General features: G+C 55.6%; 15 protein-coding genes. 5 read left to right on the top strand and 10 right to left on the bottom strand.

The annotated features are described in order from the left end of the window. Window positions 1-127: 127 nt before the first annotated feature. Window positions 128-3,115 (bottom strand): type I DNA topoisomerase, encoded by a 2,988-nt coding sequence (gene topA / locus OZX62_RS01120; protein ID WP_277176218.1) that lies wholly within the window; start codon window positions 3,113-3,115, stop codon window positions 128-130. Window positions 3,116-4,705: 1,590 nt separating this feature from the next. Here topA and OZX62_RS01115 point away from each other — a divergent pair. From OZX62_RS01115 to OZX62_RS01105, 3 genes are all read left to right on the top strand, one after another. After that, window positions 4,706-6,016 (top strand): MATE family efflux transporter, encoded by a 1,311-nt coding sequence (locus tag OZX62_RS01115; RefSeq protein WP_277176984.1) that lies wholly within the window; start codon window positions 4,706-4,708, stop codon window positions 6,014-6,016. A gap of 252 nt (window positions 6,017-6,268) precedes the next feature. Further along, window positions 6,269-6,742, top strand: coding sequence for a MarR family winged helix-turn-helix transcriptional regulator (locus OZX62_RS01110; protein ID WP_277176217.1), 474 nt, complete (start codon window positions 6,269-6,271; stop codon window positions 6,740-6,742). 197 nt (window positions 6,743-6,939) lie between these two features. Then, on the top strand, window positions 6,940-8,358 hold the full coding sequence (locus OZX62_RS01105; protein ID WP_277176216.1) for an MFS transporter: 1,419 nt from the start codon (window positions 6,940-6,942) through the stop codon (window positions 8,356-8,358). 390 nt (window positions 8,359-8,748) lie between these two features. On the opposite strand, the gene OZX62_RS01100 is transcribed toward OZX62_RS01105, so the two are convergent. Together OZX62_RS01100 and OZX62_RS01095 are read right to left on the bottom strand one after the other, a co-directional pair. Beyond that, complete coding sequence (locus tag OZX62_RS01100) at window positions 8,749-9,306, bottom strand: type 1 glutamine amidotransferase domain-containing protein (protein WP_277176215.1); 558 nt, start codon at window positions 9,304-9,306, stop codon at window positions 8,749-8,751. Window positions 9,307-9,427: 121 nt separating this feature from the next. Continuing rightward, entirely contained in the window at window positions 9,428-11,875 is a 2,448-nt protein-coding gene (locus OZX62_RS01095; RefSeq protein ID WP_277176214.1) for a DUF6541 family protein, read from the bottom strand. A gap of 295 nt (window positions 11,876-12,170) precedes the next feature. Here OZX62_RS01095 and OZX62_RS01090 point away from each other — a divergent pair, with 295 nt between their 5' ends. Further along, window positions 12,171-13,625, top strand: coding sequence for an ABC transporter permease (locus OZX62_RS01090; RefSeq protein ID WP_277176213.1), 1,455 nt, complete (start codon window positions 12,171-12,173; stop codon window positions 13,623-13,625). Next, the gene (locus OZX62_RS01085; protein WP_277176212.1) at window positions 13,622-14,947 is read left to right on the top strand and encodes an ATP-binding cassette domain-containing protein; all 1,326 of its coding nucleotides are present in this window, start codon (window positions 13,622-13,624) and stop codon (window positions 14,945-14,947) included. Before OZX62_RS01090 ends, OZX62_RS01085 begins: the two co-directional genes overlap by 4 nt. A gap of 228 nt (window positions 14,948-15,175) precedes the next feature. Here the strand turns inward: OZX62_RS01085 and OZX62_RS01080 are convergent, their stop codons facing one another. From OZX62_RS01080 to OZX62_RS01050, 7 genes are all read right to left on the bottom strand, one after another. Next, window positions 15,176-16,027 (bottom strand): HD domain-containing protein, encoded by an 852-nt coding sequence (locus tag OZX62_RS01080; protein ID WP_277176210.1) that lies wholly within the window; start codon window positions 16,025-16,027, stop codon window positions 15,176-15,178. Between the two features lie 20 nt (window positions 16,028-16,047). Further along, window positions 16,048-17,091: a LacI family DNA-binding transcriptional regulator gene (locus tag OZX62_RS01075; protein WP_277176209.1), complete on the bottom strand. Its 1,044-nt coding sequence runs from the start codon at window positions 17,089-17,091 to the stop codon at window positions 16,048-16,050. Between the two features lie 186 nt (window positions 17,092-17,277). Beyond that, window positions 17,278-18,183 carry a carbohydrate ABC transporter permease gene (locus OZX62_RS01070; RefSeq protein WP_277176208.1) on the bottom strand — a complete coding sequence of 302 codons (906 nt, stop codon included), beginning with the start codon at window positions 18,181-18,183 and terminating at the stop codon, window positions 17,278-17,280. Window position 18,184: 1 nt separating this feature from the next. Beyond that, a complete protein-coding gene (locus tag OZX62_RS01065) occupies window positions 18,185-19,108 on the bottom strand; it encodes a sugar ABC transporter permease (RefSeq protein WP_277176207.1) in 924 nt (307 codons plus the stop codon). 68 nt (window positions 19,109-19,176) lie between these two features. Next, window positions 19,177-20,550 (bottom strand): extracellular solute-binding protein, encoded by a 1,374-nt coding sequence (locus tag OZX62_RS01060; protein WP_277176206.1) that lies wholly within the window; start codon window positions 20,548-20,550, stop codon window positions 19,177-19,179. Between the two features lie 92 nt (window positions 20,551-20,642). Beyond that, window positions 20,643-22,187 carry an alpha-L-arabinofuranosidase C-terminal domain-containing protein gene (locus OZX62_RS01055; RefSeq protein WP_277176205.1) on the bottom strand — a complete coding sequence of 515 codons (1,545 nt, stop codon included), beginning with the start codon at window positions 22,185-22,187 and terminating at the stop codon, window positions 20,643-20,645. A 302-nt stretch (window positions 22,188-22,489) separates the two neighbouring features. Beyond that, window positions 22,490-24,868 carry a KUP/HAK/KT family potassium transporter gene (locus OZX62_RS01050; protein WP_277176983.1) on the bottom strand — a complete coding sequence of 793 codons (2,379 nt, stop codon included), beginning with the start codon at window positions 24,866-24,868 and terminating at the stop codon, window positions 22,490-22,492. Between the last annotated feature and the right edge of the window lie 833 nt (window positions 24,869-25,701).

The following is a 25,701-nucleotide window of genomic DNA, read 5'->3' as shown; positions in this document are numbered from 1 at the left end:
ACTCGCTATCACCATGTTGCAGTTCAACGCTTTCAACGTAGAAATCAGCGCGGAATTGCTGTTCTATCCCCGATACCGCTCCATCGCAAGGCGCAAAACCTTCAATGCTTCCGTCCGGCCATGTCGCCTACTTCTTGGCAGTCGTCTTACGAGTTGCGGTCTTCTTTGCAGCTGCCTTGCGCGTCGTGGTCTTGCGGGCCGTGGACTTCGTCGACTTGCGCGCGGCGGACTTGCGGGTGGTCGTCTTGCGACGACCGCGACGCTTCGAGGGACCGGCGGCGCGCTTCTCGGCGAGCAGCTGGAACGCTGTGGCCGGATCGATGGACTCCGGAGTGTACTGCTTGGGCAGAGTACGATTGGTCTCGCCGTCGGTGATGTAGGCGCCGTAGAAACCATCCTTGATGGTCACGTTCTTGCCATTCTCAGGATCGGCACCCAAATCGCGCAGCGGCGGTTTTGCCGCTCCCCTACCGCGCCCGCGGCCATATTTTGGCTGGGCGAACAGGGCCTTGGCCTTGTCGAGATCGACGATGAAAATTTCCTCTTCACTGCCCAGCGAGCGCGTCTCAGACTTGCCATCCGCGCTCTTCTTGGTGAGGTAAGGACCATAGCGACCGTTGCTTGCGGTGACGACGGCTTCGCTGGTTTCGCCAGTCTTCGCATCGGTTTCATCGTATTTGCCAACTTCACGCGGCAGGCTCAAAAGCCTCAGCGCATCGTCGAGCGTAATCGTGTCTGGGCTCATCGTCTTGAAAAGCGACGCCATCTTGGGCTTGGGAGCCACGGATTTGGCAGCCTTCTTCGCACGGGCCTTGGTCTTAGTCGCCTTGCCGTCTTTGCTATTATCCGCAGTTTCGGCAGCCTTCGCCGCAGCGGCCTTGGCTTCGCGTTCGGCCTTCATCTCGGCCTCGGCCTCCGGCGAGATCAGCGCAACATAGGGTCCAAACCGCCCACTGCGAACTTCTACGGTACCGCCGGTCGCCGGGTCTTTACCCAGTACACGCGGCCCGCCAGCGTTGTTCTTGATGAGCTCGTGACCGGCTTCGACGGTCAGCTCGTCGGGAGCCATCGTCTCGGGAATCGAGGCACGCTTGGGATTGCCTTCGGCATCCAGGTTCTTCGTGTCCTCAAGATAGGGGCCGTAGCGACCGACGCGCACCTGCAGCCCGTCACCGATTTCGATGGTGTTGATGGCTCGGGCGTCGATATCGCCAAGCTGGGCGACCTGCTGTTGCAGGCCTTCGTGCGCCTCGTCCTGCGATTTCGCCGCGTCCTTGCCGTCGCCGAAGTAGAAGCGGGTGAGCCATTCCTTGCTGGTTTCCTTGCCCTGCGCAATCTTGTCGAGCCCGTTTTCCATATCGGCGGTGAACTGATAGTCCACATACTTCGGGAAGTTCGTTTCGAGCAGTTTGGTCACAGCGAAGGCGAGCCAGGAAGGAATCAGGGCACGGCCGCGTTCGTAGACATAACCGCGGTCGATAATCGTCGAAATGATGCTGGCGTAGGTCGACGGACGACCGATTTCCTTGGCCTCGAGCGTCTTGACCAGCGACGCCTCGGTATAACGGGCAGGAGGCTGTGTCTCGTGGCCGTCGGCGGTAACCGACGTGGCGTTGAGCACTTCGCCGGTTTTCATTGGCGGCAAAGCCGCGTTCTCCTCAGACTTGGAGGACTTCATTGAAGCCTTGCCATCCTTCGTCTCGGCGGCAGACGAACCGGACGCAGACCCCGAGGAGTGCCGCGGCCAACCGGAGGCCTTGAGGAATCCCGGGAATTCAATGACGGTGCCGGAAGCTTGGAAAATAGCCTCGCCTTTATCACCGGCAGGTGCGGAAAGCCGCACGGTTGCCGTGAAGCCGGTGGCATCGGCCATCTGTGAAGCCAGCGTGCGCTGCCAAATCAAAGTGTAAAGCTTCAGCTGATCCGGCGGCACCTTAGAAGCCAGTTCGGCCGGATCATGGAATTTCGATCCGGCAGGACGGATGCATTCGTGCGCTTCCTGCGCGCCGGCGGTTTTCGTAGCGTACTGCTTGGGCTTGTCGGAAAGATATTCCTTGCCAAAGTTCTTCGTCACGGACTCGCGGGCAGCGGCAATGGCCTCCTGCGAAAGCGTGACGGAATCGGTACGCATATAAGTGATGAAGCCATTTTCATAAAGGCCCTGCGCGGCACGCATGGTCTGGCGCGAGCTCATCGAAAGGCGGTTGCCGGCAGCCTGCTGCATGGTTGAGGTGGTGAACGGCGGCACCGGACGGCGGTGGTACGGCTTGGATTCCATCGACACCACGGTGAATGGTGCGTGCTCCAAGGACTCGGCAATCGCCTTGGTCTGCGCCTCGTCAAGCTGGCAGACGTTGTCTTTCTGCGCGGCGGCGGTCAGGGCGCCGGTAGAAGTGAAATCGCGGGAATTGGCCAGACGCGAACCGCCCAGCGAGACCATACGGGATTCGAAATCGACGTTCTCGCCCTGCGCGTCAGGCGCGGAAAGCTCGGCAATCACGTCCCAATACGGCGAGCGCACGAAGGCCATGCGTTCCCGTTCGCGCTCGACGATCAGACGCGTCGCGACAGACTGCACGCGACCCGCGGAAAGTCCCGGGCCGACCTTGCGCCACAGCACCGGCGATAGTTCATATCCGTAAAGCCGGTCAAGCACACGTCGCGTCTCTTGCGCGTCAACCATGTTGGAGTCCACATCACGTGTCTTGCCCACAGCGGCCTTGATGGCGGACGGGGTGATCTCGTGGAAGACCATGCGGTGCACCGGCACCTTGGGCTTGAGCGTCTGCACCAAGTGCCAGGCAATGGCCTCGCCTTCGCGATCCTCATCAGTCGCGAGATAAAGTTCGCTGGCATCCTTCAGCGCGTTTTTAAGTTGTGTGACGGTTTTCTTCTTTTCGGGGCCGACAATATAGTACGGTTCGAAACCGTCGTCGACGTCCACGCCGAAGCGCCCGAACTTCGCCTTTTTGGAAGCGGGAACCTGACTGGGCTGTGCCAAATCGCGGATATGGCCGACGGAGGCCATGACCGTGTAGTCCTTGCCGAGGTAGCCACCAATCTTCTTCGCCTTGGTCGGAGACTCCACGATGACAAGTTTCTTACCAGTCGCCATAACCGCTCCTTACTTATTCGTTTGCGGAATTCTATGGTGTCCTTATATTACTCATAACACATTGCGCTGAACTATTCCAAATACACGCCGATGCCACGACAACCATCATTATCGGTGCCCAAAAGCGCAGACGCCGCTTTCATCGACGCTAGACAAATCAGTTGGGCAACCTTGAGCTGGGACTATGCGAGCAACAAGCCAAATATCGAACAACACGGTCTCACCGCAGTACCTACCATCGAGGCGCATGAAGGTATTACATACCTGAAATAGAGTTTCCCACTTCAGTTCGCCTATGGCGAAAATGTTTGACATCTTTGCGATGCAAAATCAATTGCAAAACAAATACCCTCAGCCAAGCTATCTACATCGAACGCATGGCAGCAATCGTTCATAACGCCGACAAAAAGGACGGGCATTCATTTAACGTCGGGCTCAAAAATCGGCGAAATAAAATACTTCCTCAACGAGGATCTTTCCAGCCCTCGTCCGAAAACCCAATCGAGCATCGATATACCGAATTTCGGTTTTCTGCGTCAAGATTCGGCATTTTAGGCTAAGCGGTCGAAAATCACGGGTGAAACGGTGTTTACCGACGGTTAAATCCTTTATTTGTCCGTCCAATGTGCGAATTATTGTCGTTGTTTTGGGGGACAAATACGGCATCTGTATATTTATTGCCGCATTTCTTACTTACTCCAAAATGAAGGGGAATGAGGATGCGCAAGGACACGAAAACTGCGCTCGGCACCGCCGCGGCAACGACGATGCCGACGGCGCCGGGATCCATCTACGCCAGAGACACAGGCGAAGGATAAACCGCGGCAACATCAGATTTCAAAGTCCCGCTCCCCGTCGACCACAAGTGCGACACCCAGTCAAAGGCCATACCGAAAATCATCACGCCATTGCGCGCGGTGAAATATATTTCGGCTGGCCACCCATCCTGCCGACCTGCGCTTGTTACCTGCGCTTTTGGCTTCGGCCACAATCGCAGGCCAACAGCACAGTCGGCTCGCAACAGGTACCAACGAATAAAGGAGCTGCCAATAAGCGCCAAAACTCAATAATCCGAGAGAGAAGGGCTGTGCAACGTCTGCCGTTGCATGGCCCTTCTTTTTTTGTCCCGAAACGGCACGAAACGACTATCTTCATAAGCCGGATCGCGGTTATACACCAGATATTCCAGCCTCCAATCGCACAATTTTGACCTAGTGACGCAAAGAACAGATTTATACTGGTGCTCCATCAGAGACGCCGTTACAATGGCAAGCGCAACGCCCGAAAACCCGAGAATCCAGAGAATTTAAGATAGTGACCAAAACGCCAGCGACAAACCAGAATGACCAGACCCGCCAAACCGCGGACGAGACGACGAACGACAAGCGAATCGGCGACCAAGCCGACAATCGCGCTGAGAGCCGAAAAGCCGGCAATACGAAAGCTCACGCACAATCCAAAAAGAGCGGACAATCCGGGAATACCAGGCACTTTGAAGACCCCAAGCAATCCGCAGATACCGTACCATCCGCAAACGGCACACCATCCTCAAACGTCGCACAGACCTATGACCATGCCGAGCGCAAGCGCATCAACCGGCAGATCCTCGCGCTGGCGATTCCCACGTTTGGCCAGCTCATCGCCGACCCGCTCTTCGTTTTAATCGACACAGCCATCGTCGGGCACATCGGCGACACCGCGCTGGCCGGGCTTTCCATTGGTTCCACCGTTTTGCTCACCGTCGCCGGGCTCTGCAATTTCCTGGCCTACGGCACGACCTCTCGCGTCGGTCAGCTTATGGGCGCCGGGCGCAAACGCGAAGGGCTCGAGACCGGGGTCGACGGGCTTTGGTTGGCGTTGATTATTGGGGTTGTCATTTCTGCGGCGTTCTTCGTTGGAGCACGGCCGCTGTGCTCGCTGATGGGAGCGCGCGGCGAGGTGCTGGACAACGCAACGATTTATCTACAGGCCGTTATTTTCGGACTTCCGGGGATGCTGCTGGTCTACGCGGCCAACGGCATTTTCCGCGGGCTCAAGAAAGTGCGCATCACGCTTGTCGCCGCCGTCCTGGGCGCGGCACTCAATACCGCACTTGACTTCCTGTTCGTTTTCGGACTCGGCATGGGCATCATGGGCTCCGGGCTTGCCACGCTGATCGCACAATGGTTCATGGGCATTTACTTGGTCATTCCGTCGTTGAAGTGGTCGCACGATGCCGGCGCATCGCTGGCGCCTCGAATTTCCGGCATCACCGCTACCGCCGCCGACGGACTGCCGCTCTTCATCCGCACGCTCGCCCTGCGTATCTGCCTAGTGGCCACCGTCGTGCTCGCCACACACATGGGCACGCAGGTGCTTGCCGCCTATCAGGCCGTCAATTCCAGCTGGAATTTCGTACTGAACATCCTCGATGCCATCGGCATCTCCGGTCAGGCGTTGGTCGCCACCGAAATCGGCGCGAAACGTTACGGCCGCGCACGCGAGATGACTCGAATCTCGGCACGTGCGGGACTGTACGGCGGCATCGGCATCGGGGTTGCGCTCATCGCCGTAAGCTTTGTCGCCGCGCCTCTATTCAGCACGAATACAAATATCCAACACCTCACCACCGTCGGCATGATTGTTGCAGCCGTTTTCATGCCGCTCGCGGGTTGGATGTGGGCGCTCGACGGCATCCTCATCGGTGCCGGCGACTACAAATACCTCGCCGTCACCTGCTCGATCGTCACCATCGTCTACCTACCGCTCGTCCTCGCGCTCAACTTCATCGACGGCGCTTACAACCCCAGCTCCACCGTCCGTATGATCCTGCTTTGGGCCGTCTTCAACGTCATCTTCATCGGCGGCCGCTCGATTTTCAACGGCCTGCGCGCCCGTGGCGATAAGTGGTTGAAGAACTGACAAACCCAGAAACAGCACGTATCTCAATCAGAAACGGTGAGGTGCTTAATCTGAACCACGATGAAGGAATTTAAGCACATTTTCGAGCGGAAAACATGCTTAAATTCCTATTTGACGCAATACGAAAATCAGACCAAGACCCGTCAATCCGAAACGAATGTCCGTACCTGCGATATTATTTGTTAGTTAGCTAACGAATTAATTTTGTCGGGTCGATTTCATCGGCTCGACTGTCGAGAGGGCAAGAAGAATATGACCGATACGCCGGACGGGCGGCCGGAGAACTACGGGCGCCTGCTGCAGCAGTCCTCGAGCGCGATGTCGCAACAGCTCGGGCGGTTCGCGGCACGCTACGGGCTCACCGAAGTGCAGATGTCCGTCATCAACTTTATGAGCTCACAGCCAGGCGGCGAAGTGGCCCAGCACGCGATTGAAGAGGAATTCCACATTCAGCGCTCCACCGTCACCGTCACTCTGCAACGCATGGAAGCCCGCGGTTTGCTCACCCGCGAACAGGCAGCGGATGACGCACGGTGCAAGAAGGTGAAACTCACCTCGCGTGCCAAGCAGAGCGTCGAAGCCATTCACGGTTATATCGACAACGAGCAACGTGAGTTCGAGCGTCGCTTCTCCCCCGCGCAAATCATCGAATTCAAAGAGATGCTGGCGTTCTTCGGTCGCGATCACGATGATGATCCCGGCATCGAGCAGCAACCGCCGCGATAATCAAAATGCGTATCGCTAACGGCAGCGCCGATAATCAAAACTTCGATTATCCTTTCTAAACTTTCGGCGCTACTCGGAAACGGGCCAAAAGATACGTTGAAACGCTGAGACGGCTGCATATATAGCCAAACACCGCCTAAGACTGAAATTAACATCAACAAGCTGTAAACACAATAATTAAAGGATCAAAACAAGTAATGACCTCGCAAACAACACAACCGACGGCTGCCACGCAATCGCAACCGCAGCCGGCGAAAATCCCGGGCAAAGTATTCGGCGCCATTATCGCGGCCGGCCTGCTCTCGCTGAGCGGCGTGACCGTCGAAACCGCCATGAACGTCACCTTCCCGACGCTGATGAAAGAGTTCGGCATCAACACCGAAACCGTGCAGTGGGTGACGACGGCCAACCTGCTCACCATCGCCATCGTCGTGCCGCTGAGCGCGATGCTCAAGGCCCGTTTCCGCACCAAGTCGCTCTTTATCGTGGCAAACCTTTCGTTCCTGGCCGGCTTGATTCTTGAAATCGTCACGCCGAACTTCCCGCTGTTGGTCACCGGTCGCGTCATCCAGGGCATCGGCGCAGGCATCGCGCTGCCTCTGATGTTCAACATCATTCTCGAAACCGTACCACCGCAGCGCATCGGCCTGATGATGGGCTTCGGCACATTGCTCACCGCGGTCGCTCCCGCCATCGGCCCGACCTTCGGCGGCATCGTCGTCTCTAACACCAGCTGGCGCGTCATCTTCGCCTGCCTGCTGCCGGTCGTCCTCATTTCGCTAGGGCTCGGCATCGCCTGCATCGAGCAGAAGAGCAAGATCCGCAACGTCAACTTCGACATCCTGAGTATCGCCCTCATTGCCATCACCTTCGCCGGCCTCATTTTCGGCTTCAGCTCCATGACCACCAAGCCGATCCTGAGCATCCAGGTCGGCGGAACCATCGTCGTCGGCATCATCGCTCTCGTCATCTTCTGCATGCGTCAGCTCAAGATCGAATCCCCGATTATCGACATCCGCACATTGAAGAATCTGCGCTTCTCGGGTTTCGTTATTGCGTTCTTCCTGTTGCAGGCCATTTCGCTGGCGTTGTCGTTCGTACTGCCGAATTATCTGCAGCTCACCGATCACCGTTCTGCGCTCGTCGCGGGGCTGACCGTATTGCCGGGGGCTGCGCTCGGCGCCGTCCTCGCACTGCTCGGCGGACGCGTCTATGATGCCGTCGGCCCGAAGCCCCCGCTCATTCTCGGAGGTCTTTGCGCCGTCATCGCCATGACCTGCTTCTTCGGTTTCGGTCATCATCTCTCGAGCGGTGCGGCAGCAGCCATCTATGTGCTCTACATGTTCGGCATCGGTCTGAGTTCCGGCAACATCATGACCACCGGCCTCTCGCACCTGAATGCGCACGAGCAGAGCATGGGCAACGCCATCTTCAACACCGCCCAGCAGTTCGCGGGTGCGGTCGGCACTTCGGTCGCCGCCGCCACCCTCGCCGCCGGCCAGGCCGCCACCTCCAACATCGCCCTAGGCACGGCGAACGGAGCGACCATGGCCTTCGGAGTGTTGCTTGTCGCCCTCATCATCGAGTTCGCCGATATCCTTCGCTCGCTCTTCTAAAGGATACAAAACAACCGGCTGAAATCAGCCCCAATAGAAAAATAACGGCTGTGATGGCGCCTATTCGTCCTCACAGCCGTTTTCTATGCCTTTTACCAAAATCGACCGATAGCATATGCGCATAAATCGATCCGCTATATCAGCGAAAGCACCAAAACCGATTGATCGTACAGTACGGAATCAATAATCATTGATTATTAATCCTCCGTGCTGTGAAACCGTTGAGATAGCCGATCCATATCACTGGAATAGTGCCATTCCAGTATTTGGGAATCACGATTTGCCAGCACTGAAGCCCATTACCACTCCTAAAACGCTTCGGTGCTACGTCTTCACAGCACTCTTACCTCAATCAGCCACGTTTCGCATTGCGTGCTGCAAACGAACCGATCACTTCCCGAGCGCGTCCTTGATGGCACCGACGAACGCGTCAAGATCGGCGGGCTTGCGGGAAGTGATGAGCTTGAACCCATTGGCGTCGTCGATATGGACTTCCTCATCGACGTACTTGCCGCCGGCGTTCTCAATATCCGCGGCGATATAGCGGCAAGCGGTCAGCGTCTTGCCCTTGAGCAGGTCGGAGTTGACCAACAGCCATGCGCCATGGCAAATCGAAGCAACCGGCTTGCCCTCGGCGGCAAAGTCCTTGGCAAGCTTTTGTGCGGCCGGATCGACGCGCAGACGATCGACGTTGCAGGTGCCACCAGGCACGACGAGCATGTCGAAATCATCGGCGGAAACCTCGGAATAGACGGTGTCCGGCTCGACGATTTCACCGACATAGCGGTCGTGCCGCACCGTCTCGATAGGCGCGAGTTCCGCCGCAGCCAGCGTCACAGAAGCCCCCGCGGCCCGTAAATCGCGCAGCGGCCGGGTCATCTCCGTCTCTTCAATACCCCAGTTGCGTACGATAATAAGCACTTTCGCGTTGCTCACCGATGTAGCCATAATGCCGTCTCCTTTTATATACCGAATATCAAACACCTTCATTGTATATAAGAGAGCCGTGAACCTGAACCGCGCAACCCGAGCTGGCTCGTTACCTGCCACACATTGCGCAAGCCTCGCGTTACTGCCCGCACTTGATGCTGTAGAGCGCCCAGTCCTTGGCGTACGGGCCCAAATAGCTGAAATCGGCAATCTTGACCAGGACGCCGGCGCGCACATAGCCATCAATCAAGTCCTGACGGTGGAACACGTCGTACTGCTGGCGGAACGAGAACATCTGCAAGCTCGGCGCCTGCGGACCCATCGAAAGGAAGTACTTCGGCACATTGCCTTCGATCGGGCAAGTGGTCCCAGTCAGTTTCGCGGGGTCACCGGAGGCAAATGCGTTCTCGGTCTGCCCGAAGATCGCGCCGTTCTTTTCGTGCATGGGATTATAAACCGGATACAACATATTGGCGTCGAACATAGCGGAACCGTACATGGAGCCGTTGAGCGGGTCGGAAATAATCACCGGGCCGTTGCCTACCATCTTGACGGTTTCCCGCAATACGTCAACCTTTGCCACGGTAAGCTGCTCGTTTTCCGGCTTGCCGTCTAACACAACGTTGGAAGCAATCATCGTTCCCAAATCCTGACGGTTCACATTGCCAAACTGGCAGGAAACCGCGAGCGCGGCCAGGACGACGATCGAGACGGCCTTGCCGCCGTTACGCGAGAACCAGTCGCCGATAGCGCTGCCCGCCGGATGCTTCGGCGCCATCGCATGCCGTCCGGAGCTGTGCGGGGTGCCGAGGTGGGCACGCTGCTGCAAATAGCGGACGTAGGATTCGTCGACGCCATCGAAGGAATAGACCACCGCGCAGGCCGCAAAGACCAGCAACGGGATGATGGCGAATGGAATCATCGTCAACGGCCGGATCTCGGCGCGATACCAAGCGGCTGTCACGATATTCGGGAACCAGCCGGTCAACGAGGTCGAGCAGACATAGACCAGGCATACCAGCGCAAACGCGAGCAGCAGAGACATGGCGTCCTGGGCCATCGTAGGCGTCGCCGTGGCGAATCGTGACCTCTTCGCAGAACGGTGAGCAGCGCGATGAGCGGAATTATGACCGCGTTTGGAGCCAGCGGCGGAGGCGGCCGACGTGTTCGACGTGCCTGCCACACCCGACGCAACCGAAGCCTCAGTGGTATCAGTAGCGTCAGTAGCAACCGAAGCCGACGCGCTTCCTTCGTCGCTCTGAGGTTGTGAACCGTCCGATACTTCGGAATCCGCAAGACGGCTATCGTCCGAAACCACAACAGAGTCCGTGGATTCTACCGAAACGGCTTTGGCGTCTTTACCACCTTTGCCGGCTTTGCCACCTTTATTACCAGAGCGCCCGCCGAGCCTGATAATCACCAGTCTCGATTTCACATACCCGAACACCACCGCAACCGCAACCACCAACGCGACAATGACGACGACGCTCATGAACCCACTGAAAGCACCGCTGATATTATCACTGAAGAATATTTGCAGCGCCTGCGGGACGGTGCGGTTGGGCTTGTAGGTATGGAACCAGCTGGACGGGTCGCCGTAGCGGGACGAATGATAGTGCCCGGTCATGTAGAAGAAGAAGGCGACGGCGCAGACCACCACTGCCACGAGCACGCCGAGAATGGCTTTCCATGGCAGGCGCATGAGCATGAACGGCGCCATCAGCAGCAACCAGGTGAAGGCGATGCGCGGGTGCGCGAAAACGCAGAGCAGCGCGAGCAACACCGTCAGAATCAGCCAACGCAGAATTTGGTAACGGTCGGCAATCGCGTCGAAAAGGCGTAGCGTGACGTAAAGCCAGAACGGCAGAATACTGGTGGCCAGGCCGAACGCAATCAGCGGACCGGAAGCGAGCATCTGGAAGGGATGGCTGGCCGAAGCGACCGAAAGCAACGGCACAATCAGCATCATCGCGCACGAGAAGGGCCGCCAGAACAGCGAATTGGAATCGACGATCGCGTCCCAATTCCCTTCCTTTTTTTCTTGGGTCTTGGCGGATCCATCTTTGGCACCCGCAGACGAAGGCATGTTACGCGACCGCCGTCTGTTTAATTTCGCCTTGCGTTTCTGCTCGCTCAAAGCGACATGCACCGCGGATTCGAGGCCACGCCATCCTTCAATGAATTTGCCATCGATCTTGCGCGTGAAATAGCTGGCCCAGAGCGACACCCCGGCCGGCCAGACAAGTCCGGAAGTCACCAACCAGACGATATTGAAGGCCGCGTAGATATTGATTTTGACATGAATAACATTGCAGAAGGAAATAACCGCAGCCGCGAGGATATGGAACAGCGGCGGGTAGTAGGCGTCATTGGGCCACAGCTTCGTGGCGGCGCCAACCCCCTGCCGCAGCAACTTGCGAATGAAATAGTAATGAGCCGGCGCATCAATCTCTTGTAATGGCAGATTCCAGGCGTCCCACGTCTTCGGGAACCACGCCAAAACGATGCCGAATGCTGCCAAGACGCCAAGAACCGAGCAAATCGGCAATGCGGCATGACCTATCCGTTGTTTCCATTTTATATTCATTATCGATAATTCTACCTGCCATGTGAGCAATTTACCGTCATATTCTACGATACCGTCAAATAATTCCCTCATATTGACGATAAAAACGAAAATTCTCAGAAAACTTTCAACATTTCCTGAGGTTTTGTTCGTCTCATTCCAGCTGGGGCACATATACTTGAATCTGTTGCCTATGCTGCGGCCTAGCATCGAAAAGGTGCAAGCCTAAACGGCGGGAAACATGTGATGCCTGTAGTCCGCTCGACGAAAAGTTTTCAACGAGGCAAACTACAGGCCTGGACAGCAGGAGAAACAGATGTTCGTGCTAACCAATGCCTGGTCTACGGTGATACGTCATAAATGGCGCAGCATCATGATGCTCCTTGTCGCCGGAGTCATGATATTCGGTGTCGTCTTCGCCACCGCGGTGTCCAGCGCAAGCGACAAAGCACATGGCGAGACCTACCAGGTGCAGTCACCGATCGCCGTCATCCGGCCGAACGCCGCAACCGAAAAAACGCTCAAGGGCGATGACGTTTCAAGCGTGAAAAAGTATATGACCTTCGATCAGTACGGCACGTACGCCATGTCGCTGCAACAGATCGGCGTACAGCAGCCGCAATTCTCGATCGGCATCTCCCTGCCGATGCGTCAAACCGGGGCGACCAAGGCCATCGCCGGTAAAAGCGACGAAAGCAGCAAGAAAACCGGCGGCGAGACCACGCTCTACAGCTACTACGACAAAGACGGCATCGACATCAACCCTTGGGGCGCCTACAAGATAGCCCAAGGCAAATCCTTGGATTACCAAGGTAAGGACGGCAAGAACGTACTGGTCTCCGAGGCCTTCGCCCGCAAGAACAACCTGAAGGTGGGCAGCACATTCAAGCTCGGCAATCCGATGACTACGGATACCTACCAGCTTAAAGTGCGCGGCATTTACACTTACACCGATCCTGCCCCCGCCGGACACAGCAACGACGCCAAACTGGCCAAGGAAAACCGCAACAACGCGATTTATGCCGAACCGATGGTTCTCACCAAAAACAAACTACTGAGCGACAGCCCCCAAGGCTGGCTGAACCCACGTTTTGACGTCGGTTTCAAACTGCAAGGCACCGACCAATATAACGCCTTCGTGCAGGCGGCCAAGGCAATGAAGCTGCCGAAAGGCTACGAGGTCAGCTCGCCGACGCTCGAGCGTTACAACGCTTCGCTCAAGCCGTTGGATTCGCTTAATTCCGTCATGACCAAAGTGCGTATCGGTCTCTACGCGGGCGGCGGGGTCATTCTGCTGCTGCTCTTGGGGCTTGCGCTGCGTCGACGCAGCGATGAGATTTCGATGGATATGATCATCGGCGTCACGCGTTCCCGTGTCGGCTGGCAGTTCTCTTTGGAGACGTTGATACCGACCATTCCGGGACTTCTTATCGGCGGTATCGCCGGAGCGCTGTCTGCCAGGCCATTGGGCAAGGCACTTGCCGGAGGAATCGCCACGCCGGTCGTATCCGCTTGCTGGATGCCGATGTGGTATTCCATCGCCATCGTGGTAGCTTTGGCCGTCATCGCGTTCTTCAGGCCTCTGTTCGCTGGAATTCCGCGACTCTTCGACGAACGCGGAGGTGGTCTCGAAGCGGCTCAATCCCTGTTCGCAGACGTGTCTGAGCAAAAGGCGACAAACACGAATGACGACGATAATGCCGATGCCACAGATAATGGTAAAGCCACAGATAACAACGCATCCGAAGACGATACGGAGGCTCAAGCATGAGCAAGAACACCGATTCGAAAGATCAAGTCAAAAGCTACGAGCCCGATAACCTTGACAACAAGGGCGAAAACACGGAAGACACCTCGGCGGTGAAGTATGATGTCGTCTTCGACGATGACGACGATGCCCTGGATCTCAGTCTTGCGGCTTCCGGTCAAGTACCATATGACAGTTTGGCTGATGATAGCTCGGCTGATGACGACAAAGCCGAAAATTCGGACGAGAAATCTGAGGAATCTATTGAAAACACTGGCACCAAAGATTCAAAGAAAGCTTCCAAGGCGAAAACCGGGAATAAAGCCGGTACTAAAACGGAGAAATCCGAGGAAACCGCCGATAGCAAAGATATTGACGATATCAGCGATACCGACGAGACCGGCGACAAAGCAAGCCCTGACAATGTAGCGGCCTCGAATGCGAAACGCGTCAACGAAACGTTGGGACTAGCGGTAGAGGAAGAGGACGAGCTAAGCGCCCATGAGGCGAAATCCCCCGTTATCGAACCAGCCACCGCCGTTTCGACGCGTCTCGACAAGGAGACCGTCGCCGAAGCTGACATCCTGCTGAAGCCGAACCCGACCTTCGCGCTCGACCATGTCACCTTCACCAATCGCAAATCCGGGCGCAACGTGCTGGACAATATCGACTGGGGATTCTTCGCCGGATCGCTATACGCCATCACCGGCGCCGACGACGAACAACGCCGCGCGCTGCTTGCTGTGGCTTCAGGCTTCTATCGGCCCGACAGCGGTCAGGTGATGGTGAAAAGCCAGAGCCTTCTGGAGCTTGAAACCAACGAAATCCGCGGCCATCGCATCGGCCTGATCACGCAGCGTTACAGCCTGCGCAACGACTTGGACGCACTGACCAATCTGACCTTCACCATGCGCGCTTCCGGCCGCACATTCCTGAAGCCGATACCCGTTGCCGCTCGCGACGTGCTGAAACATGTCGATTTTGACGAAGCCGCCACCGGCGTGAAGGCGTCGGACCTCAAACCGTTGAATCAGCGTCGTCTGGCCATCGCACGGGCCATCTGCTGCGAGGCGACCGTCATTCTCGCCGATGACCCGGTTGGCGGACTCGATGCCGACGACCGTAAAACCATCCTCGACTTGCTCTCACGCATCGCGCACGCCCAGGATCCGAAGCGCTGCGTCATCGTTCTGGTTCCGGATTTTGCAGCGAATACAGATGCAAACAATTCGACAGACAGCGGTGCCAGCGATGCCGAATCCGAAACTGATACCGCCACGGATTCGGACGAATACAACAGCGCAACCGATTACGAGGCCAAAGCCGATAAGATTTATTCGTTCTGACTGACGTTGTGAACACCTGCCTTGCCAGGATACGTCCGCGAGCCATACTTAGGAATTTAAGCACATTTCAAGGCTATTTTTGCGCTTACAATGCTGCCGAAAGCTTGCAGCAGGAATTTAAGCATAAAATCTTGCCGTTTTTGTGCTTAAATTCCTATTTCTCACTTGGCCGACTCACAATCCCTCGACCGGATGATACCTGAACAAGGAAGAGCCGAACGATGCCGCCTACTCGTCCAGTTTCATATCGAACTTCTTGGCGAGCGCGGGGATATCGGGGACGCCGTATTTCTTGACCAGATCGAGCCACTGCCGTTCGTTGTCTGCCCCGAAACGGCGGGCCTTGCGAGCGTAAGCCTCGGCCGTGAGGAACCGCGGTGGGATGGACTTGCTGTTGTATTTATCGGCCACCATCACCACTTCCTGCTCCAGGTTCATCGGCACGTAGTCGGCCGGCGGCAGAGGCAATCCCTGCGCCACGACCTGCTCATGGGTCAGCCCTACTCCCGTATGGTTACGTGCAAATTGCGCAATAGACTCATCCACTCCCTGCGAAAGCAGCCAGTCGTAGCCGCGCAGACCGTGCAGGATATAGTTCGGTCCGTCGAATTGCAACTTTTCGCCGTCCGACCCGTCGTGCTTCAAGACGAGGTACGTGCCTATGTCGTGGAGCATCGCCCCCACCACCGCCAGGTTTTCGTCGAGCAGACGCGGAGGCACCATACCGCCAACCACGCCGTCGGTCGGGGAAACCGTTGCGTTGATACCATCTAGCACATTGAAATTATTACGTTTCTGCGCCAACACAGCAGGCGTGACACCCTGAGGGAAACCGCTGTCGGCATGGGTATCGCCTTTAACGGAAGAACCGGCATCTCCATACTTCCCCGTAAGCTCGGGCGCATCCTTGGGCAAGGTGCAGCGCCGCACGAACAGCGCATTCTGTCGACGCACCAGCTGGCGGGTAATCGTCGCGATAATGACGCAATGCGTGTGAATAAGGTCGTAGGCGGCCTGCGAAGGTGCGATCTTATGATGCAGCTCGTCCGCCTGTGCCAGTGTAGGAATATATCCGGTCATGCTTCCTATTGTAGAGGCCGCTAAAACAGCGTGGAATCGCGTTTGACCAGTTTGAAACGTGTTACATGTTTACGAACCGGCCCATCATAACCATTGATACGTTCAATCAACATTTTGACCCCCGTACGAACATAGTCATCCAAGGAAGTATCAATTGTTGTGAGTGCAGGAGTGGAATAAGTCGATTCGGGGACATTGTCGAATCCTACAACTTGGACATCTTCAGGCACACGTATGCCATGAGCCTGCAAACCATGAAGAACACCAAGTGCCACAGCGTCGGTCAGACAAACAATCGCATCAGGATGCACATCCCGTTCCAGCATGATATCAACCGCATGCATACCACCTTCGCGAATCATCCAGTCTCGCGGAATCAACATATTCGAGTCAACTTTGAGACCACGCTCCTCGAAAGCCTCGATATATCCTTTGATGCGCAAATCCTGGGTACCTTGCAAGGCCGACATATAGTAATCGCGCGTCTCCGGCTTTTCTTTGGCCCCCACAACCGCGATGGAAGTACAACCGGAATCAAGCAATTGCCCCGTCACATAGCGCAGAGCTTCTGTATTAGGCATCGTCACCCAATCAGTGTTGCCATAGGGAAGATAGTCTCCGGTAAGCACAATCGGAAACGGCTGCTGAAGCAATTTGCCACCTTTGCCTACGGGCTGATCAGCAAAGAGAATCCACCCGTCAGCCCCCAACTGCGAAAGTTCATTAACAATCAGCGACAATCCTTTGCCGCCCGACCCATAGGTATCGATAATCGTCCCGTACCCGGACTCACGGGCGACTTCGATGACCTTATCGACAAAATACGGACCGAAAGGCTGGGAGAAATCAAAAATACCGACGCCAATGAGCTTGCTCCCTCCTTTACGCAAGGAACGAGCGGACACATTGACGGTATAACCCAGAGACCTTATTGCCTCTTCCACACGTCTGCGCGTTTCAGGACGCATACTGCCGGTATCGTTAAGGACATTGGAAACAGTTTTGAACGATACTCCAGCATATTTTGCAACATCTTTGATGGTTATATGCTCGCCCGACCCCATCGACTACTCCTTAAACACCAATAACGCAGATAATTCACTCAACATTTAAACCAGAATCCCGCCGCTCCCATATCCAAATCAAACATTCATTAATCCGTTTATATTACCCCGACACGCCTATATAACAATGGGCTTCCACCTTTAAGAAAAAGCAGAAACCCATTGTCTAAATTCGTGAATGCAGTATCAGGATTTCACAGACCCTGCGGTGAGTCCACCGACCCAGTAACGCTGCAGGAAGAGGAATGCCAGAACCATCGGAATGATGGAAATGAACGCACCTGAAGTAACCAGATTCCAGACCTGCTCGGAAGCTGCCCCGGCCTGGGACTTCATCTGCCACTGCGTCAAACCGACTGTGATCGGGAAGAGCTTCGGATTGGACAACACTACCTGCGGCAGGAAGAAGTTGTTCCAGGCACCGACCACGGAAAGCAGGAAAACCGTGGTGATTGCCGGCGTCATAATCGGCAATGACACCTGGAAGAACGTTCTCAGCTCACCGGCACCATCTACCCTGGCCGCCTCGATCATCTCGTCCGGCAGCGATTGCGCACAATAGATACGCATCAGATAGACGCCCATCGGGTTGAGCAGTGAAGGAAGCAGCACGGCCCAAATCGTGTTGGTCATGCCAATGTTGCTCATCAAAAGGAACGTCGGGATGACAAGAGCGGTCGACGGAATCATCAACGCGCCCAGCACGATGTTGAAATAGAAGTTCTTGCCGCGGAACCTGAACTTGGAGAAGCCGTAACCAGCCATCACCGCAATGGCCGTCGCGCCGAAGCCGCCGACCAAAGCGTAGAGGAAGGAGTTGGCGATCCAACGCCAGTAGATACCGTCCTGATAAGTGGTCAGCTGCTTGATGTTCTCGAAGAAGTTGAACTTGTCGTCAAACCACAACGAACCGTGGGATCCAAAGAACAAGCCTGAGTTCGTCTTTGTGGAGGCCACAATCAACCACCAGATGGGCAACAGGAAATAGAGTATGGCCAGCACCAGCACGACGCAGGTGAATATCCTCGGGTTGCCCTTGATGTGATTGATTGTTTCTGAATTTGCGGATTGTTTTCCGTTCTTCGTGCTCATCTCAATCCCCCAATCCAGACTGCTTCTTGGTCAGCTTCATGAATATCACACTGAAAATCACGACGACAAGGCCAAGCGCGAACGAGACGGTAGCCGAATAGTTCGTTTGGTTATAGTCGAAGGCCAAGGCTTGGGCGTACATATTAGGTGTATATTCAATAGGTATCGCGGTCGGCGCCTGGTTACGCAGAATCGTCGGCTCGGTATAGAACTGCAAGGTGCCGATAAGCGAGAAAATCGTCACCATGACCAAAGAGCTCGATACCATCGGTATCTTGATCTTCGTCGCAATCTTGAACTCGTTGGCTCCGTCAAGCCTTGCGGATTCATACAAATCAGGCGAAATGGATTGAAGGGCCGAGTAAAGGATGACCATGTAATAGCCTGTCCATTGCCATGTGACCACGTTGACCAACGCCCCAAAGATGCCCTTCGAAGTGAGGAAAGCGGGCGTTCCCAAACCGAAAAGCTGGAAAACCGTGGTGAACGGACCCATGTTCTTCGAATACATGAAGCCCCACATCAATGCTCCGATAACACCAGGAATGGCATAAGGGAGGAAAATGACCAGGCGGGAAACCGAAGCGAACTTGTTCTTGAACGAGTCAAGAAGAAGCGCGAAAATAAGCGCCAGGCCAAGCTGAATAGGGACCATGACGATGGTGTAGAGAATGACCCTTCCCATGCCCTGCATGAAAATCGGATCGGTAATCACGCGCTTGTAATTGGCCAGACCAGTAAAGGCGTTGCCACGTACCTGCGTGTAAGTGAACAGAGAAACATAGAAAGCGTATGCCAGCGGGATAACCAGGAAAATTAGGAACACAATACCGAAGGGGGCGGTGAAGAACCATCCCCAACGGGCCCTCTTCTTCTCCACTGCCGAAGCTGAGGCGCCTTGTTTCTTATTAGTCGTTTTTTTCATTGAATAAACCTCCCCAAGCAGCAGGAGGGAACCATACCACTGCGTTCCCTCCTGTTATCGTTTATCGATTACTCGATAGTGAAACCTTGTTGCTTGGCATAATCATTCAACTTGGTGGTCAAAGCGCTGAGCGTGGATGAGGTATCCGCACCGTCCTTGACAATCTTGGTGAAGGACTTGATCTGCTCGTCATACGCGTAGGTCTGGAACGGAAGGAAATCGTAGCCCTTCCAGCCTTCAGCCGTCGGAATGTTGATGTCGTTGAGCTTCTGGCCGCCGAGGAACGGCTCCTGCATATTCTTGAAGAAGTCGGAGTTCAGTTCCTTGGTCCAGGAGGGGAAGAGACCGCCATCGGTGACGCCGATCTTCTGAGCGGCATCGGAAGCGAAGAGTTCACGGGCAACCTTTGCAGCAGCTGCGGTGTCCTTGGCCTGATCGGTCACAGCCCAAGCGGAGCCGCCCTGATTGACCATAGGAGTGCTGCTGTCCCAAACAGGAGCCTTGTAGATGCGGAACTTACCGTTGTCACCCTTGCTCAGTCCCTTGATGTAGCCGGTCTGCCAGGAAGCCTGTACGTAGGCGGCATACTTGCCACCCATCATATTCGTATTCCAATCGGTGGTCGTCGCGTCAGTGGTGTCGACAAGGCCTTCCTTGACGAGGCCCTTCCAATAGTCCATGACTTCCTTGACACCCTTGCCGTTGAGATCCACCTTCACCTTGTCAGGCTTGGAAGCGGAATACTTGTAGATCCTCTCATTTTTCTGGGCGAAGAGCGCAGGGTTCACGCCGGTGCCGTTGGGGGCCCAATCACTCAGGTAACCGTCATATCCGGCGGCCTTGAGCTGACGACCGGCCTGAGCGAATTCGGCCCAGGTGGTCGGAACCTTCACATTGTACTTGTCGAAAACATCCTGACGCACGAACATGACGAACGGGCCCAAGTCGACAGGAACGCCATAAACGGACTTGCTCGTGCCCATGCTCACGCTGTTCCAAGCACCTTTGGTGTAATCGGACTTGTATTTATTCATCCCGTACTGACCAAGATCGACCAGATGCTTCTCCGCACCCGATACGAACTGCGGCATTGCCTCGTACTCGAGCTGGATGATGTCCGGAGCGCCTTTCTTGGCCTTAATGGCGTTTTGGAACTTGGTGTATTCAGGAAGTCCCTGGCCCGCGTTGACCCAGCAAGCCTGAACATCGTTGTGGGTTTCGTTGAAATTGTCAACGATCTTTTCGATTGCCGGATACCAAGCCCAAACGGTTACTTTCTCTACTCCCGTCTTTTTGACCTTGTTCTGGCATTGTACGTTGTCATTGGCCTTCTTGTCGGTTCCGGCTGCCTTGGAACTCCCATTCGAGCCGCCACAGGCACCCATACCAAGCGCCATGATTCCAGCTGCCAAGGCAGCTACAATCTTGTATGCCTTCCTCATCTTTTTTCTCCTTTGAATCTCGATAGGATAGATATTTTTTCAGTTATGGTTTATTTGCCGGGGACAAACCGACATCCCCGGCAAAAAATTAATCATTTCACATGGATTGCAGTCCAGGAGACTGCAGGCAATGTGACTTTCACGGTTTCGGTATCAACGTTGAATGAAACCGTCTTGTTTTCTTCCAGAGCCACACGATTCTGATCTTCCCGCGTGTTTTTGGCGTTGATATCATCGTCATGCAGGGTCTGCGCCGTGACATTCAAACCGGATTGGGCACACACCTCATCCGGAAGCTTCACTTCGAACTCGGCCGGCGTATCCAAAGACCTGTTGACCGCGAAGACCGACACCGAACCGTCCGCACCGCGCACCGCCACCGCGTTGACACCGTCGACGTCGCCGTACTTCGGAGTGGAGATCTGCGAGGAGTCAAGCTTTGGTTCCAGCACTGTGCCGCCCTTCGCAAACTTTGCGGTAATCGAGAACGGATAGAACGTGGTCTGCCGCCAAGCCGGCCCACCGGGCTCGGTCATGATCGGCGCAATAACGTTGACCAGCTGTGCCAAGCTCGCCGCGTGCACACGATCCGCGTTCTTCAAAAGGGTAATCATCAGATCGCCGAAGACCACGGCGTCCGCCACCGAATAAATGTCTTCAAGCAGATGTGGGGCGACCGGCCAATTGCCGATACCTTCAGGGTTCTTACTCGCTTCGGCGTCCTGATACCAGACGTTCCATTCGTCGAAGGAGATGAACACATCATGCTTGCTCTTGAGCCTTGCCTTGGTGGCATCGATAGCGGCGGCGACATCCTTGATGAAGCCATCCATATCGACACCGGAAGCCAAGAAGCTGACCATATCACCATCGTGGGGCTGGTAGTAGGCATGGCAGGAAACAAAATCGACCAAGTCATAAGCCTTGGAAAGCACCGTTTCTTCCCACGCACCGAACGTGGGCATATTGTGCGCCGAGGAACCACAGACCACCAATTCGAGATCCGGGTCCATCTGCCGCATGCCACGTGCCACTGATGCGGCCAACGTGCCGTAGTCCTCGGCCGACTTGTGGCCAAGCTGCCACGGCCCGTCCATCTCGTTGCCCAAGCACCACATACGGATGTCGAACGGCTTGTCGGCGCCATTGGCGCGGCGTTCTTCGGAAAGTTTCGTACCACCGGGAATGTTGGCGTACTCGAGCAGATCCATCGCGTCTTCAAGACCGCGGGTACCGAGGTTCACCGCTTCCATCAGCTCGTTGCCACCAACCTTTTGAAGCCACTTGGCCATCTCATGCAGGCCGAATTGGTTGGTTTCAGTGGAATGCCAAGCCATATCGAGGCGACGTGGACGCTGGTCCTTCGGGCCTACGCCATCCTCCCAGCGATAGCCGGAGACGAAATTGCCACCTGGATAGCGAATGGTGGTCGCCCCCAGTTCATGCACCAAATCGATGACATCCTGCCGGAACCCATCGGCATCGGCCGTGGGGTGCCCCGGCTCATAAATACCCGTGTACACACAACGTCCAAGATGCTCGACAAAGGAACCGAACAACCGTTGATTGACCTTCGCCACCTCAAAATCATCGTCAACGACCAACCTGGCCGAATTAATGGATGATGTTTTTGACATGTTGCTCCTTTATATTTTTTCAACTACAACGTTGTATTTTATAACTAACCACATGGCGACTAATTGATAATTAATACAACCTTGTATCGGTTCTAATTGTTAAATTACACCTTTTCAGAAATACTCGCAAACCCTATAAGTACAAGGTTGTACTGAAAAGGTTCTGCCAAAAGGCGACACGCCGAAAAACTTATGGGATCTTTCATTGTGAACAAGAAGGATTTTCAGTCTGTTCAGCATATCGCCCTTAACCTCACAAAAATGATGTTCGCTTATTTGTCGAAGCGGGCCATCAATCAGCTTCACTCAGTCCTTGAACGTTTGTCGACAACGGAAGGACTCTTTCGTTCACCCTTGTCGGCCTCAGCTTCGGTTTTTGACTTTACCATCATGCTCGTCCCAGAAACGCCTTGAGTTGCGGATGACTGCGCCGCAGAATCATTATGCGATTCCGATCGGCGAGGCTTACGGAACGCAACGCGCTTCAGGCGCGGGGGGCGGCGAGTGGAAAGGAAGAGCGGCTGGACCTCGACCACCGGATTGTAGGGGGCCAGGCCGAACCACTTGACCGGCGAACCGGCCACGCGGCGGATAGCGTACTTCATCTTGAGGCTCAGCGCCTCGCGGCCGGTAATCTTGGATTCCGGCATCAGGGCCTTGTGCACGAGGACGTAACGCACCGTGCCGATATCGGGATCCGCATCCACCTTCGGGTAGACCGACTTCTGCTCCGGCAGCTCTCCGGAAGCGGACAGGTCGTGCATAATCTGGTGAATATAGGCAGGAATCGATTGCGAAACCTTGAAACCGAGCTTGATCCGAACACGGAAAATGTAGTCCGTACCGAAGTCCTCGACGGAATATTCGCGCGTGAACGGCTCGTCGGTCGTGACCACCGAGACGGCCCACCAGGCGCGGGCACGCTTGGGATGGTCAGCGAAAATCGAGAAGAAGATATCAGTGTCAAGCCGGCGCAACTCGGAGTCGGAAGTGAGGTAGACGATATTGTCGGCGAAGTAAGGAATACGGAAATCGTCATGCAATTTCGCAAGCGTCGGTTTGAAATCGCGCGGCTTCATATGGCGACGCTGCGAACGTTCGATCTTGGTGCCGTCGTTCCACGTAATCATAATCAGCAAGATTACGGCCGTAAGCAGCATCGTGAACCAGCCGCCGCGCAGGAACTTCGACATCGAGGAGATGAAGAAAAGCGAATCGGTGGTGACGAACAACGCGAAGAAACATACGGCGCCCACGCGATGATGGTGATGCCAAACGTAGGTGGTCAACAAAATCGTCGTCGCCAACATGGTGATGGTCAATGCCAAACCGTACGCGGCGGAAATGTGCTCGGAATCCTTGAAAATAGCCAGCACCGTAAGGGTCGCTATACATAGCACGACATTGACGGTCGGGATATAGAGCTGGCCACGGGTACGCGAGGGGTAGCGCACCTGAAGATGGGGCATCCAGTTGAGGCCGGTGGCTTCCGAAACCATCGTGAACGCACCGGTAATCAAGGCCTGGGAGGCGATCACACCCGCAGCCACCGAGAGGATAACGCCAACGTAGCGCACATTGGGACTCATCATCTGGAAGAACGGGTTGACAGTCATGCCGGCCAGCGACTTATCGCCGCGGTTGTTGAGCATCCACGCGCCCTGGCCGAAGTAGTTGAGGACGAGCGCGACGTTGATGAAGGGCCAGGTGAAGTAGATATTGCCACGGCCAACGTGACCCATGTCGGAGTAAAGCGCCTCGGCACCGGTGGTCGCGAGGAACACCGTGCCCATGAGCGAAAGACCCGCGACGTTATGCGAGCTGAAGAGGAATTCAACGCCGTAGACCGGGTTAATGGCCTCGAAAATGGTCCAATCACCACTCAGGTTCACGATGCCAACCAGCGCGAGGAACGCGAACCAGACCAGCACGACCGAGCCGAAGACCTTGCCGATGCTTTCGGTGCCGCGCGCCTGGACGGAGAAAAGCACCACAATAATGATGATGGTGATCATCAAGGTGAGGTTGGTGTTTTCTTCGAACGCGTGAGTGAAAGCGGGAATGGTTTTGAGGCCCTCCACTGCCGAGGAAATCGAAACGGCCGGAGTCAGCACGGAATCGGCCAGGAAGGCCGCGCCGCCAATCATCGCAGGCACGACCAGCCATTTGCCATAGTGCCGCACCAGCGAGAACAGCGCAAAAATGCCGCCCTCACCTTTGTTGTCGGCATGCATGGCGACCAGCACATATTTGACGGTGGTAATGAGCAGCAGAGTCCAGAAAATCAGCGAAAGCATACCGAGAACCGCAGGCCGGTCAATTTTCGCGAGCCCGCCCTGCCCTGCCAGGAACGTCTGGACGGTGTAGAGCGGGGAGGTGCCGATGTCGCCGTAGACCACGCCGAGGGTGACGATGGCCATCGCGAGCGTCACCTTGTCGGGGCTGGCCTGCACCTTGCGCCACCAGCGGCCGATCGGGCTGCGCGAGGTCTTGGTCAGCTTCTCGGCTTCCTCACGTTCCTCCTTGGCGTGCTTGGCAATCTCTTCGCGCTCTTCACGGGTCAACGTATCGCGCGAGACCTTGGGCGCGTTGGTGAACGTGTCGGCACGCAGCAGGGCCTTCTTCTCGGCCGCCGCGGCCCGTTGCTCGGCAGTCAGTGCCTTCTTTTCCGCGCTGGCCACCTTGCGTTCGGCGGCTTTGGCCTTGCGCTCGACATTGGCGACCTTCTTTTCGGCTCCAGCCGCCTTCTTTTCCGCGTGGACGGCGGTTTTCTTGGCTTTAGTCGCTTTGGTGGAAGCCTTGCGCGTTTGCAGTGACGTTTCGGCGACGTCTTCTGCCGCCTCAGCCTTGGCTTTCGCTTTGCCAGCAACTTTAGCTGCGCCCTTGCGCGCGTGAGAAGTTACTTCGTCGGCAGCGTTTACCGCTTTTGCTTTGGCGGCCACTTCCAACGGAGTTTTGGCCCGCGTTGTTTTGCCGGCATTATCGGCAGCTTTGACGGCTTTGACTGCATTGTTGACGCCATCAGCAGCCTTGCCAACCTTGTCGGACTTGCCTACATTGCCAGCATTGCCGACCTTGCCTGCATCACCGACAACCTTGCCGGCCTCACCGGTCATCTCGTCAACACCACCGGCAACCTTACGTTCGTCAGCAGCCTTGTCAACCGCACCGGTGTCCTCGGTTTTTTTACGGCCACGAACGCGCCTGCGAACTTCCTGATTTTGTGGATTCTGCTCCTGCTGACGATTTTGAGGTTCACTTGACCCATGATGTTGCGATTGCGCCATGATTTGTCCTCCAGAAACGGAAACTTTACGCGCTTGTCTTCTTGTCAAATCCACTTGCCGAGCACGCTCGTTTACAGACCAACGGGCAAGTCTAGCCATCTATTTGTGAAAACCAAAATCGAAGTTAGATATCTTCATACAAATATATTTTTTACTAGATAATGGCTTCGGAAATCAACAGAAAATAGGCGGTTTTACGCCGTTTTGAGGCAAAAACAGCAACACCA

The sequence above is a fragment of the Bifidobacterium sp. ESL0690 genome (assembly GCF_029392315.1).
Classification (GTDB): Bacteria; Actinomycetota; Actinomycetes; order Actinomycetales; family Bifidobacteriaceae; genus Bifidobacterium.
The sequence above is the reverse complement of the archived record's forward strand: the minus strand, read 5'-3'. Positions and strand labels throughout refer to the sequence as shown.